Genomic DNA, 13,639 nt, shown 5'->3' with positions numbered 1-13,639 from the left:
AGGGGGAAAGACCATGAATAACAACATGGTTCATATTACAATTGACGGAAAAAAGTATACAGCGGAGCCCGGTTCAACGATATTGGGTGTTATTAATGAGAACGGGATTGAACATCCGCAAATTTGTTACGTGCCAGAAGTAGATCCTATTCAAACATGTGACACTTGTATTGTAGAAGTTGACGGAAAGTTAATGCGTTCTTGTTCGACGATAGCAACGGAAGGTATGAACATTGAACGTGCTTCTGTTCGCGCAAAAGAAGCACAAACAGAGGCGATGGATCGGTTACTAGAAAATCATTTATTATACTGTACAGTATGTGACAACAACAATGGGAACTGTAAACTGCATAATACAGCAGAATTAATGGAAATCGAACATCAAAAATATCCGTATGAACCGAAAGTAGATGTAAGTGAAGTTGATATGACGCATCCGTTTTATCGCTATGATCCTAATCAATGTATTGCATGCGGTCAATGCGTTGAGGTGTGTCAAAACTTACAAGTAAATGAAACGTTATCGATAGACTGGGAAGCGGAACGCCCACGAGTTATTTGGGATGAAGGAGTAAATATTAATGATTCTTCATGCGTTAGCTGTGGTCAATGTGTAACGATTTGTCCTTGTAACGCTTTAATGGAGAAAACGATGCTCGGTGAAGCTGGATTTATGACGGGATTAAAACCAGATATTCTTGAACCGATGGTAGATTTAATTAAAGAAGTTGAGCCTGGTTATAGCGGTATTTTTGCGGTATCAGAAGTGGAAGCGGCCATGCGTGATACTCGTACGAAGAAAACGAAAACAGTATGTACATTTTGTGGTGTAGGTTGTTCGTTTGAAGTGTGGACGAAGGGGCGTAAAATCCTTAAAGTACAGCCATCTTCAGATGCACCAGTTAACGCAATTTCCACTTGTGTAAAAGGGAAATTTGGTTGGGATTTCGTAAATTCTAAAGAACGAATAACAAAACCTTTAATTCGTAAAAATGGAACCTTTGTTGAATCTACATGGGAAGAAGCACTGAATGTAGTTGCAAATAAATTAGGCGCTATTAAAGAAGAGTACGGTAAAGGTTCTATTGGATTCATTTCTTCCTCTAAAATTACAAATGAAGACAATTATGTAATTCAAAAATTAGCTCGACAAGTATTTGGAACGAATAATATTGATAACTGCTCACGTTATTGCCAATCACCAGCAACGGATGGTTTGTTCCGTACAATTGGTATGGGCGGTGATGCCGGAACGATTAAAGATATTGCGCAATCTGGTCTTGTTATTATTGTAGGATGTAATCCGACAGAAGGTCATCCTGTTCTAGCTACACGTATTAAACGTGCACATAAATTACACGGACAAAAGTTAATTGTAGCTGATCTTCGTAAAACCGAAATGGCAGAGCGATCAGATGTCTTTATTAGTCCAAAACAAGGAACAGATCAAGTATGGTTAATGGCTGTTACGAAATATATGATCGATCAAGGTTGGCATGATCAGGAATTTATTAATGAGAATGTAAACTTCTTTGAAGATTTCAAAGAGAGCCTAGAAGAATATACACTTGAATATGCAGAAGAAGTAACAGGTATTTCAAAAGAAACACTTATTCAAATGGCTGAAATGATTCGTGATGCAGATGGTACATGTATCCTTTGGGGTATGGGGGTAACGCAAAATACAGGTGGTTCTGATACTTCCGCTGCAATTTCAAACTTACTTCTTGCAACAGGGAACTATCGTCGTCCAGGAGCAGGTGCATACCCACTTCGAGGTCACAATAACGTACAAGGTGCTTGTGATATGGGTACTTTACCAGGATGGCTTCCAGGATATCAGCACGTTACTAACGAAATGGAACGTGTGAAATTTGAAACTGCTTACGGAGTGAAAATTGATAGTGAACCAGGTCTTAATAATATTGAAATGCTTCACGCAATTGACGAAGGAAAAATGAAAGCAATGTATCTTGTCGGAGAAGATATGGCTCTTGTAGATTCTAATGCAAATCATGTACATGAAGTGTTGTCGAGCCTTGATTTCTTCGTTGTGCAAGATGTTTTCCTTTCTAAAACTGCTCAATATGCAGATGTTGTATTACCAGCAGCGCCATCTCTTGAGAAAGAAGGTACTTTCACAAATACAGAGCGCCGTGTCCAAAGATTATATCAAGTGCTTCCTACGCTAGGAGATGCGAAACCAGACTGGTGGATCGTCCAGGAGGTTGCGAATAAACTAGGGGCAAACTGGAATTATAGCCACCCAAGTGAAATCTTTGCTGAAATGGCAAGTTTATCACCATTGTTCTCGCAAGCGAACTATGAAGTGCTTGAAGGATGGAACAGTTTCCATTGGGGAAGTTTTGATGGAACAAATACACCACTTCTGTTCCAAGATGGATTTAACTTCCCAGATAAAAAAGCTCGTTTTGCGATTGCTGACTGGGTACGTCCAGCTGAATTTCCAGCTGAGTTCGACCTTCACATTAACAACGGTCGTATGCTTGAGCATTTCCATGAAGGGAATATGACAAATAAATCAACAGGTATTCAAACGAAAGTACCTGGTGTTTTCGTTGAAATCTCTCCAGACCTTGCAAAAGAACGTGGCGTAAAAACAGGTTCGTTAGTTCGTCTTGTCTCTCCTTTTGGAGCATTAAAATTACGTGCACTCGTTACAGATCGTGTAAAAGCGAATGAGTTATATTTACCGATGAACTCTACAGATAACGAAACGGCAATTAATTTCTTAACAGGTCCTGCTGTGGATGTACGTACGAATACACCTGCGTATAAACAAACGAAAGTACGTATGGAAGTGTTAGAAGTTGACGGCGAAAATCCGATGCCAAAAGCGAACCCACGCAATAAAAAACGTCACCCTCAAGCTGGCATTGAGGTACATCGTAAGTGGGCACGTCCAGGGTATGTGCATTTAACGGATAAGTAGGAGGAGAAAACTATGGCTGCACCTATAAAAATGATTCAAAAACAAGAATTAACTGAGGAAGAAATAAAACAGCAAAAGTTAGATGATTTAAAAGAGCTTCTAACTAATAATGAGGAAGCTCTAAATCAGATGTTTAATATAGTAGGGGAATTAAATGACATTGGAATGCTAGAAGCTGCAAATTCAATGCTAAAAGCGAAAGAACCAATTGCGAAAATTGTTCTAGGTCAAGTAACTCGTGAGCCTGTTACAAATTTAATTAATAATATGATGGGTGCTGCAGGTGCGTTAACTGAACTTGACCCAGAACTTACGAAAAAGCTTATAGGTAGTTTATTAGTCGGACTAGAAGAAGGTAATGAACATCTAGAAAGTAATAAAAAAGTAGGGGTATTCGATCTTATGAAAGTATTGAAAGACCCAGATATTAACCGTGCTATCGGGTTTGGGCTTCATTTCTTAAAAGGTATGGGGAAAGGGTTAAAAGACGAATAAACTTCATGAAGTGAACCTTTCTGTCCAAATATTTGTACGAAATAGTTTGGGCGGAAGGCTCATTTTGGTAAAATATATAATAAAGTAAAATGAGGCTTTTGGGAGGTATAATTGTATGTCAAAAAAAGTACATGAATTTAATGATATGATACGAAAACTTCGAAAGGAACTTTTCGGAAAAGGACCAGAACGAATTCATACTGTTTTTGCGGAAAATATGGCTATAGCGACTCTTTATGGAAACTTAACACCTACTGAAAAATTTATTTCAAGTACGATGGACGGTGCGGAAATGGTTCATATGGCTAGAACGAAAATGATTCAAGAAGTGTATGCTGTGAATTCACGTGAACATTTGGAGGAACTTGTTGGAGCGAAATTAGTGAATTTGTTTTCAGATATGAAAGTAGAAGAAGATATTGCAGTTTCTGTATTTGTTTTTGATAAAAATATAACGTGAGAGAAGGATACTGATCGTGAAACCGATACAGGTAGAAAGAGAAATCTTTCGTTATGAACAAGGAGCATTTAAACATATAGAGGACAGCATTGTAACAGAGTTTCCTGTCACCATTAAAATGAACGGACAGGAGTTTGTTACAATGGTTAGTACTCCAGAATATATAGAAGATATGGTAATAGGCTTCTTAGCGTCTGAAGGAATCATTCGGAAGTATGAAGATATTGATAGTGTATGGGTGCAGGAGAAAGAAGGATTTGTGCATGTAACAACGACAAAAGTAAATCCGTATTATGAACAAATGCAAAATAAACGCTATATTACGTCTTGTTGTGGTATGAGTAGGCAAGGGTTTGTTTTTGCAAATGATGCACTAAGTGCAAAAAAAATGAAGGGTGTCCATGTACAGGTTGCGGCAGAGGATTGTTTTCGGTTAATGAAAGAAATGCAGCAATCTGCGGATACGTTTCATCATACTGGCGGGGTTCATAATGCAGCGTTATGTGATGTGAATGGTATTATTTTAAGCCGAATGGATATTGGTAGGCATAATGCATTAGACAAAATTTACGGTTATTGTTTAAGAAACGATATTTCTATAAAAGATAAAATCATTGTTTTTAGTGGTCGTATTTCTTCGGAAATATTATTGAAAGTTGCAAAAATCGGTTGTGAAATTATACTATCAAAATCAGCTCCAACTGAGTTAGCTTTGCAACTAGCGGAAGATTTAGGTATTACGACAATAGGATTTATTCGTAATCACTCCTTAAATGTATATACCCATCCAGAACGTGTTTTAAATATAAAATAAAAGTGAGGCAATGAAGATGAAATCAGTTACATTAGACAAGTTGCAACGTCCGTTAAAGGATTTACGTATTTCAGTTACTGATCGCTGTAATTTTCGCTGTCGATATTGTATGCCAGAAGAAATATTTGGTCCTGATTACTCGTTTTTGTCTAATGATAAAATTTTATCTTTTGATGAAATTGAAAGGATAACACGTATTTTCGTTTCTTTAGGTGTGAGAAAATTACGGATTACGGGCGGAGAACCGTTACTTCGAAGAGGGCTTCCAAAGCTTATTGAGCGCCTTAATAAAATTGATGGTGTAGAAGATATCGGTTTAACAACCAATGGATCGTTACTTAAAAAGTTTGCTCCTGATTTATATAAGGCGGGACTATCACGTGTAACAGTTAGCTTAGATTCCTTAGAAGAAGAGCGGTTTTTCTATTTAAATGGTAATAGGAGCAAAGTGCAAAGGGTTCTGGAAGGAATACAGGCTGCAGCTGAAGTTGGAATGAAAATTAAAATAAACATGGTCGTTCAAAAGGGAAAAAACGAACAGGACATTTTGCAGATGGCGCAATATTTTAAGGAAAATAAGCATATTCTTCGTTTTATTGAGTATATGGATGTTGGAAATTATAATGGTTGGGAGTTAAAAGAGGTCGTCTCTAAACAAGAAATAGTAGATACGATTCATCAAGTTATGCCGTTAGAACGGATAGAAGCAAATTATTCTGGTGAAGTGGCTACTAGGTATCGTTATATAGGAAGCGATGAGGAAATAGGTATTATTTCATCAGTAACAGATTCTTTTTGCTCATCATGTACGAGAGCTCGTATTTCTGCAGAAGGAAAATTATATACTTGCTTATTTGCTTCTAAAGGAAATGATTTAAGAGAATTGCTTCGTTCTGAACATACAGATGAGGACATTACAGATGTAGTACGCGATATATGGAATAATAGGGAAGATCGTTATTCAGATGAACGCTTAAATCATACAAATAAGAAAACAATACCTAAAATTGAAATGTCACATATCGGTGGTTAATATATAAAGCTAGCGTCATAGTGAAAAATGGAAAATTTACAAGAGTTGTGGATTTTCTATTTTATAGTAAAAGTGATGATTGATATCTCTGTAAAAGATGTGCAGAGAAATTAAGCAGCATTCAAAAACCTTTATTTTGAGGAGGTTTTTTGAAGCTGCTTTTTTATTTGGAGAAAATGGAGGAATGGGTAATGGCATTTCATAAGCCGGAACAAATTGCTGAGCTTGTCATTGAGGCCGGTGTTCAAAAAGTAAGACAGACATTGCCAGCGATGCTTATTCTCGGTTTTTTAGGAGGAGCGTTTATTGCGATAGGTTTTTTACTTAACATTCGAGTTTTAGGGAATTTACCTGAGCGCTGGGGAAGTCTAGTGAATGTTTTAGGAGGAGCAGTATTTCCTGTTGGACTCATGCTCGTAGTATTAGCAGGAGGAGAATTAATTACGGGAAATATGATGTCACTGTCTATGGCGCTTTATGCAAAGAAAATTACATTGATAAGTGTACTGAATAACTGGGTTTGGATTACTCTCATGAATTTTATTGGGGCAATTTTCGTTGCGTATTGCTTTGGACATCTTGGCGGATTAACAGAGGGAGAGTATTTAAATAAAACGGTAGCGATAGCGGAAGGGAAGTTACATGAATCATTTGGGAGAACTTTAATTTTAGCAATTGGTTGTAATTGGCTCGTCTGTCTTGCTCTTTGGCTCGCTTACGGGACGAGTGATTTTGTCGGAAAAATCATCGGAATTTGGATTCCAATTATGGCATTTGTAGTGATTGGATTTCAGCAAGTAGTAGCAAATATGTTTGTCATTTCCGCTGTTATTTTTGCTGGTCATCTAACGTGGATGGATTTGGCTAAAAATTTTGTTCCTGTTTTTATCGGAAATGTAATTGGAGGAGCTGGGTTTGTTGGTTTCGCTTACTTTGCTTGTTATCAGAAACAACATTCTAATATGAAATAGAGTTCTTGAGAGGAAGGGTATGTAATGGCTGATCGGTATTCACGACAACAGTTGTTCAAACCAATTGGGAGTAAAGGACAAGAAAAAATTCGAAATAAACATGTGTTAATTGTAGGGGCAGGCGCATTAGGAAGTGCAAGTGCCGAAAGTTTCGTACGTGCAGGTGTTGGCAAGTTGACGATTATTGATCGTGACTACGTTGAATGGAGTAATTTACAAAGGCAACAATTGTACGCTGAACAAAATGCGAGAGAGAAAATGCCGAAAGCAATTGCTGCAAAAAATCGGCTAGAACAAATTAATTCGGAAGTACAAATACATGCTTTCGTCATGGATGCAACTTCAGAAAATATGGAAGGTCTATTAAAAAATGTAGATGTAATCATTGATGCAACAGATAATTTTGATATTCGATTTGTAATAAATGATTTATCACAAAAACATAATATTCCGTGGGTATATGGTTCTTGCGTTGGATCGTATGGTATGAGTTATACAATTATTCCACAAGAGACACCGTGTTTACATTGTATGCTTAAAAATATTCCTGTTACAGGTGTGACATGTGATACCGCTGGAATTATTAGCCCTACTGTTCAAATCGTCGCAGCATATCAAGTGGCAGAAGCACTCAAAATTTTAGTGGAAGATTTCTCAGCAATTAGAAAAACATTTTTCATGTTTGATATATGGAGTAATCAAAATCATTTTATAAAATTAGGGAAAATAAAAACAGACGCTTGTCTCTCATGCGGTTCAAATCGAACTTATCCTTATTTATCATACGAAAATCAAACGAAAGCAGCTGTTTTATGCGGAAGAAATACAGTTCAAATTAGAACAGTAGACAATAGGAAATACAATTTTGATGATATAGAAAAAGTATTACAAAAACTGGGGAAAGTAGATCGGAATCCGTATTTACTATCTTGCCAATTCGATGATTACCGCGTGGTTGTTTTTCGAGATGGTCGTGTTTTTATTCATGGTACAAATGATATTTCGAAAGCGAAACAACTATATTATCGCGTATTTGGTTAATAGAGAGGGTGTCAACAATGGAAAGAAGAGTGCCAATTACGGTTGAAGAAGCTGTTCGTAAAGTGATGGGATTTGCTGATAAAGGCTTAAAGGAGCTATTACCAATTGAATTAGCTTATGGACGTATATTAGCAGAGGATTTAGTAGCTGACCATGATGTACCGTCATTTAATCGTTCGCCATATGACGGATTTGCTATTCGAGCAGAAGATACTAATTTAGCAAGTTATGAAACGCCAATTGTATTTGAAGTAGTGGGTGAAATTGGTGCAGGATCGCTATTCCATGAGAAAGTAGCTCCGTTTCAAGCAGTTCGAATTATGACGGGAGCACAAATTCCGAATGGGTGTGATGCGGTTGTTATGTTAGAGCTGACTCGTCAATATGAGAAGAATGGCAACAATTATATGGAAGTGAAGCGATCATTCAAAGCGGGCGACAATATTTCTTTTCAAGGTGAAGATGCTCGTAAAGGAACAGTTCTTGCAAAGAAAGGATCGTACATTAATCCAGGTATTTCAGCTCTTCTTGCTACATTCGGTTATAGTGAAGTACCAGTTGCGAGAAAGCCTGTAATTGGACTGTTAGCGACTGGGAGTGAATTACTGGATGTCAATGATTCATTACAGCCAGGGAAAATCCGAAACAGTAATACGTACATGATATTGTCTCAAATTCGAAGAGCGGGCGGAAGAGTAAAATATTTTGGGAAGTTTAGTGATGATTTTAATACGTGTTTTACAGCTGTGAAAGAAGCGCTTGGCCAAGTAGATATGTTAATTACAACGGGCGGTGTATCAGTAGGAGATTATGATTATTTACCAGCTATTTACGAAAAGTTAGGTGCATCTGTTCTTTTTAATAAAGTTGCAATGCGACCAGGAAGTGTTACGACTGTAGCACAATTAAATGGCAAGTTATTATTTGGTTTATCAGGAAATCCATCAGCTTGTTACGTAGGGTTTGAATTATTCGTAAGACCGTGTATTCGGACGTATATGTTTAGTGAAAAAGTACATTTAAAAAGAGAAAAAGCGTTATTAGGAGAAGATTTTCTAAAACCGAATCCATTTACAAGATTTGTACGAGCAAAACTGCAATATGATGAGGGGAAATTAATCGCTTATCCATCAGGGTTTGATAAATCTAGCTCAGTTTCTTCATTGGCAAAATCCAACGCGTTTATCGTATTGCCGGGCGGGACAAGAGGATATAAAAAAGATATGTTTGTCGATGTTCTTTTATTAGAAGATAACGAAGGTAGTGAATGGCCTTGGACATTTCATAAAGTGAGAGGTGGTTTTAATGGAACAAGTGCTATTTGAGATTGTAGATAATCCGATTTTAGTTGAAGAAGTAACGAATAAAGTCGCAAGAAGAGAAGCAGGTGCGATTACAACATTTATTGGTACGGTGAGAGAATTAACAAAAGGAAAACGAACGCTACATTTAGAGTATGAAGCATATAAACCGATGGCAGTAAAACAACTTATGAGAATTGGAGAAGAAATTTGTGAAAGATGGCCGGATACAAAAGTAGCAATTACGCACCGTGTAGGGCGGCTAGAAATAATGGATATTGCGGTAGTCATTGCAGTTTCATCACCGCATCGTAAAGTAGCTTATGAAGCGAATGAGTACGCGATTGAACGTATAAAACGAATTGTTCCAATTTGGAAAAAAGAATTTTGGGAAGATGGAACGATGTGGATTGGAGATCAACTTGAAAATACACCATATCCAGAAGGAAAACCAAAGAAGGAAGAATGAGAAAATGATTATAATTTTATTGTTTGCAAATTTGCGTGAGGAAGTTGGATCGGATCGATTAGTAATTTCAGAAAAGCAAGAAATGACAGTGCAGCAATTAAAAGAATGGCTCAAAGCCAGCTATTGTTTACAATCGCTGGATAAAGTGATGGTGGCTGTTAATGAAGAGTTTGTAATGAATGAAGAGATGATAAAAGCCGGAGATATAGTCGCATTAATCCCACCCGTTAGCGGGGGATAATAAGCTTTTTCACCAGATGAAGCGCCAAGAAAATGTTGTATATAAATTAGAATAAGAGAAGGGATGAGTTCTATGCTTACTCAAGAACAAATAATGAATGCATTAAAACATGTAGAGGATCCAGAGTTACACAAAAGTGTTGTAGAATTAAATATGGTTAGAAATATACAAATGAACGGAACAGAGGTTAAACTTGAAGTAGTACTAACAATCCAAGGTTGTCCGTTAAAAGCAAAAATTCAACAAGATATTGAAGAATCGCTTCACGCAATTGGTGCCTCTAAAGTGGAGGTAACATTTGGCTCTATGACACAAGAAGAACGTGCAGCTTTAACAGAGAAGTTAAAGCGAAATACTAGAACAGAAACTGGTATGCCGAGCATGCTTCGCCCGGATTCAGGAGTACGTTTTATTACTGTAACGAGCGGAAAAGGCGGAGTTGGAAAATCAACGGTGACAATTAATCTTGCAACTGCACTAGCTCGTATGGGCAAAAAAGTGGGGATATTAGATGCAGATATATATGGTTTTAGTATTCCGGCTATGATGGAAACGAATAAGAAACCAACGATGATTGATCAAACGGCAATTCCAGTCATTAGTCACGGTGTTAAAATCATGTCGATGGGATTCTTTACAGAAGGAAATAACCCAGTGATGTGGCGCGGACCGATGCTAAATAAATGGATTCAAAATTTCCTTGCGAATACGCACTGGGGAGAATTAGATTATTTATTACTTGATTTACCACCAGGTACAGGAGATGTTGCGATTGATGTTGCAGCGATGATTCCGCAATCGAAAGAAATAATTGTTACAACTCCGCACAATATAGCTTCATTCGTTGCTTCAAGAGTTGGTGTAATGGCAAAACATACGAAGCATGAGATTTTAGGTATTGTGGAAAATATGGCTTATTATGAAGAACAAGATGGATCGAAAAATTATCTCTTTGGAAAAGGCGGCGGCGAAATGCTTGCAGAACAATTGCAAACAGAAGTAATTGCCAAAATACCTTTTGCGAAACGTGAAGAAAATAATGGTTCATCTGTATATGATGAAGATTCTCTTGTTGGAGAAGTGTTTACATCGTTAGCTGAGGATATTATTTATAGAGGATAGAGGGGGAAGTTTAGTATGGCATGTAACATTGATCATTCTATTGAAGATGTGATGAATAAGCTTGAAAGTCAAAAGAATTTTTTACCTGAAGGGATCTTTAAAGAGTTAAAGAGTTTTTTGCAAGGTATTCATTCGCAGAAATTATTAAATGATGTTTTTCACCTCCTAAAAAAGTATGATTTAGTCAGTGAGGAAGAACGAGAGACGAGAAACGCACAATTGTTGTACATTTTGAATTAAGTACTCTTTGGCTTTAGAATTTTTTCAGAAGGGGTGAATGTGATGGATATGAAAAAGATGATTGAAACGATAGAAGTAACTAGAGTGACTGACGAGGAATTATCGATTTCGAATTTACATCCAAAGCTTGTGAAGTTGTATAGTCAAAAAGATAGTGCAGAGTACACGAAGCTATTAAAATATATTTTATCATTATCCGTACAGCTGAAGCTGAATCTTGTATTGAAATATTTTGGTGTACGTCCCATTGTTGCTGTAGACGAGCGGGGGCAATTTCAAGAGATATTTAAATGCTTAGCTAAGAAAGATGAGAATGGGGAATGGTTTCTAAATTTTGTTTCTTTATATGTAGGGCTAATTGTAGTTCTTCGTTTTGATGAGAAAGTGATTGAGAGCAATTTTTTTGATGATATGGTAGTGGATGAATGTAATGAAATATAAGATTCTGCTCATAACATTTTTCCATATTAAATGCTTTAACTGCGATTTTAGTTGGTTATGTAAATATGAAGGTAGCTAATTAAGAAAAAGGAATGAAACTAGTTGGATAAAAAGAGTTCTTCAGTTGTTTCCGTCGTTTTTTCGTGTTACTATTAATCAAATTTTTCATAAGGAGAGAAAGCGATGAAATGGATTTATTTTCTTATTATTAACGTTATAGCTTTTAGCCTTATGGGGCTTGATAAACGAAAAGCAAAGAAGAAACAGTGGAGAACGCCAGAAAGTACGTTGTTTTTATCGGCGGCAGCTGGAGGAGCAGTTGGAGCTTGGATCGGCATGTATATGTTTCATCATAAAACTCATAAAAAGAAATTTGTTTTCGGCATACCGTTACTTGTTGTAATAACGGTATGTTTATTATTCGTTGTATGAGAAATGTCGAAAGAAATGCAGATTGATTATTGGTAAAGTGAGCATGTGAGACCGTATAATGGAGAAAAAATGAGAAGAGGAGAAAAAGGAAGATGGGGAGTCAATCAGCAGAGCAAAAAAAAGGGATACTATATGCGGCTGGTGCTTATACGATGTGGGGAATTCTACCGATTTATTGGAAATGGGTTGAGGAAGTTCCAGCAGATGAAATATTAGCACACCGCATCGTTTGGGCATTTGTTTTTATGTTACTTGTATTAGGTGTTACGAAGAGGTTTCGCCAGTTTATTGGGGAATTTGTGAATCTTTTTAAACGACCTAAATTATTAATGTCATTAACAATAGCTTCAGTCTTGATTAGCGGAAACTGGTTTGTTTACATATGGGCCGTTAATCATAATCATGTTATTGAAGCGAGTCTTGGCTATTATATTAATCCGCTTATTAGTATTTTACTTGGTACAGTCGTTTTAAAGGAAAAGTTAAACTTTTGGCAATATGTTGCAGTTGGTTTAGCAGGAGTAGGGGTTGTCATTTTAACAGTACGTTTCGGATCTATTCCGTGGGTTTCTCTTTCACTTGCCTTTTCATTTGGATTATACGGATTAACGAAAAAACTGTTAAACTATGATGCCACAATTGGACTTACGATGGAAACGATGTTAGTGACGCCGTTTGCAATCATTTATCTTGTTATGACAGGAGCACATGGTTTCGGCTCATTTGGATCTATTTCAATGTTATCAACGTTACTTTTAATAGGAGCAGGTATTGTAACGGCATTACCACTATTTTATTTTGCAAAAGGAGCACAACTTATTCCGCTTTATATGGTGGGATTTTTACAATATATTGCGCCAACAATTAGCTTAATTTTAGGTGTATTTGTATTTGGTGAACATTTCACATCTACACATATGATTGCATTTTTCTGTATATGGGTTGCTTTATTTGTATTCTCGGTAGCGAAGACAAAGTTTTTAGTGCAGAAACAACCGAAATTTATAAAAAATAAATCAGCAAAAGTATCATAATGCGTAGTATTTTCTACGCATTTTTCTTTATACTGATACTATATAGGATTTCCATCATAGCTAGTAGGGAGCTGAGAACGTGGAAACAATTTTACATAATGATCCGCTTATGGCCGCTGTAATTTCATGGTTTTTAGCACAATTAACGAAAGTAGTCTTTAAATTAGTCAAAACGGGTGAATTTGATTTTGCAAAGTTTTTCGCTTCAGGTGGGATGCCGAGTTCTCATGCTTCAACTGTTACAGCACTTGCTACAGGAGTTGGGGTAGTAGAAGGTGTGGAAAGCTCGATGTTTGCGGTTGCTACTATTTTTGCCATTATTGTTATGTATGATGCTTCAGGAGTAAGGCTTGCAGTAAGTAAACAAGCAAAAATATTGAATGAGTTTTTTCACGGTAGACAAACAGAATATAAGAAGTTAAATGAACTTGTTGGGCATACACCGTATGAAGTAGTAGTTGGTGCTTTATTAGGGATTATTGTCGGAGTAGGATATTGTTTATGAGCGGAACATTTTATATGTTCTGCTTTTCTTTGTTTTTATACATATTCAGCTACCTTTTTGAATATCGTTATACGGATTTCGAAAGGG

General features: G+C 36.7%; 16 protein-coding genes. All 16 read left to right on the top strand.

Features of this window, described 5'->3' with window-relative positions:
• The first annotated feature begins 13 nt into the window (after positions 1 to 13).
• The 16 genes from fdhF to NST90_RS16595 all read left to right on the top strand — a co-directional run bounded on the left by fdhF (position 14) and on the right by NST90_RS16595 (position 13,552).
• Entirely contained in the window at positions 14 to 2,953 is a 2,940-nt protein-coding gene (fdhF, locus tag NST90_RS16670) for a formate dehydrogenase subunit alpha (protein WP_098218494.1), read from the top strand.
• A 12-nt stretch (positions 2,954 to 2,965) separates the two neighbouring features.
• A complete protein-coding gene (locus NST90_RS16665; RefSeq protein WP_000729897.1) occupies positions 2,966 to 3,448 on the top strand; it encodes a DUF1641 domain-containing protein in 483 nt (160 codons plus the stop codon).
• Positions 3,449 to 3,563: 115 nt separating this feature from the next.
• Positions 3,564 to 3,908 carry a DUF2294 domain-containing protein gene (locus NST90_RS16660; protein WP_000039583.1) on the top strand — a complete coding sequence of 115 codons (345 nt, stop codon included), beginning with the start codon at positions 3,564 to 3,566 and terminating at the stop codon, positions 3,906 to 3,908.
• Between the two features lie 16 nt (positions 3,909 to 3,924).
• Positions 3,925 to 4,722 (top strand): formate dehydrogenase accessory sulfurtransferase FdhD, encoded by a 798-nt coding sequence (fdhD, locus tag NST90_RS16655; RefSeq protein ID WP_000802689.1) that lies wholly within the window; start codon positions 3,925 to 3,927, stop codon positions 4,720 to 4,722.
• Between the two features lie 16 nt (positions 4,723 to 4,738).
• Complete coding sequence (gene moaA, locus NST90_RS16650; RefSeq protein ID WP_283748135.1) at positions 4,739 to 5,755, top strand: GTP 3',8-cyclase MoaA; 1,017 nt, start codon at positions 4,739 to 4,741, stop codon at positions 5,753 to 5,755.
• A 191-nt stretch (positions 5,756 to 5,946) separates the two neighbouring features.
• Entirely contained in the window at positions 5,947 to 6,726 is a 780-nt protein-coding gene (locus NST90_RS16645; protein WP_000863998.1) for a formate/nitrite transporter family protein, read from the top strand.
• Positions 6,727 to 6,750: 24 nt separating this feature from the next.
• Positions 6,751 to 7,767, top strand: coding sequence for a molybdopterin-synthase adenylyltransferase MoeB (locus tag NST90_RS16640; RefSeq protein ID WP_283748136.1), 1,017 nt, complete (start codon positions 6,751 to 6,753; stop codon positions 7,765 to 7,767).
• A 17-nt stretch (positions 7,768 to 7,784) separates the two neighbouring features.
• Entirely contained in the window at positions 7,785 to 9,092 is a 1,308-nt protein-coding gene (gene glp, locus NST90_RS16635; RefSeq protein WP_283748137.1) for a gephyrin-like molybdotransferase Glp, read from the top strand.
• Positions 9,073 to 9,537 carry a molybdopterin synthase catalytic subunit MoaE gene (gene moaE / locus NST90_RS16630; protein ID WP_000438664.1) on the top strand — a complete coding sequence of 155 codons (465 nt, stop codon included), beginning with the start codon at positions 9,073 to 9,075 and terminating at the stop codon, positions 9,535 to 9,537. Before glp ends, moaE begins: the two co-directional genes overlap by 20 nt.
• Before the next feature lie 4 nt (positions 9,538 to 9,541).
• Positions 9,542 to 9,778 (top strand): molybdopterin converting factor subunit 1, encoded by a 237-nt coding sequence (gene moaD / locus NST90_RS16625; protein ID WP_000583943.1) that lies wholly within the window; start codon positions 9,542 to 9,544, stop codon positions 9,776 to 9,778.
• Positions 9,779 to 9,850: 72 nt separating this feature from the next.
• Positions 9,851 to 10,900, top strand: a complete 1,050-nt coding sequence (locus NST90_RS16620) for a P-loop NTPase (RefSeq protein WP_061113618.1) — start codon at positions 9,851 to 9,853, stop codon at positions 10,898 to 10,900.
• A 15-nt stretch (positions 10,901 to 10,915) separates the two neighbouring features.
• On the top strand, positions 10,916 to 11,140 hold the full coding sequence (locus NST90_RS16615) for a hypothetical protein (RefSeq protein WP_000752375.1): 225 nt from the start codon (positions 10,916 to 10,918) through the stop codon (positions 11,138 to 11,140).
• Positions 11,141 to 11,182: 42 nt separating this feature from the next.
• Entirely contained in the window at positions 11,183 to 11,581 is a 399-nt protein-coding gene (locus NST90_RS16610) for a hypothetical protein (RefSeq protein WP_000367302.1), read from the top strand.
• 183 nt (positions 11,582 to 11,764) lie between these two features.
• Positions 11,765 to 12,013 (top strand): DUF1294 domain-containing protein, encoded by a 249-nt coding sequence (locus NST90_RS16605; RefSeq protein WP_000871349.1) that lies wholly within the window; start codon positions 11,765 to 11,767, stop codon positions 12,011 to 12,013.
• A 92-nt stretch (positions 12,014 to 12,105) separates the two neighbouring features.
• Positions 12,106 to 13,047 carry an EamA family transporter RarD gene (gene rarD / locus NST90_RS16600; RefSeq protein ID WP_000535541.1) on the top strand — a complete coding sequence of 314 codons (942 nt, stop codon included), beginning with the start codon at positions 12,106 to 12,108 and terminating at the stop codon, positions 13,045 to 13,047.
• Positions 13,048 to 13,126: 79 nt separating this feature from the next.
• Positions 13,127 to 13,552, top strand: a complete 426-nt coding sequence (locus NST90_RS16595; protein WP_000447822.1) for a divergent PAP2 family protein — start codon at positions 13,127 to 13,129, stop codon at positions 13,550 to 13,552.
• Positions 13,553 to 13,639: the final 87 nt, after the last annotated feature.

The sequence above is a fragment of the Bacillus sp. FSL E2-8900 genome (assembly GCF_037966225.1).
In the GTDB taxonomy this organism is placed as follows: Bacteria; Bacillota; Bacilli; order Bacillales; family Bacillaceae_G; genus Bacillus_A; species Bacillus_A cereus.
This window is presented reverse-complemented; position numbering and strand designations above follow the sequence as displayed.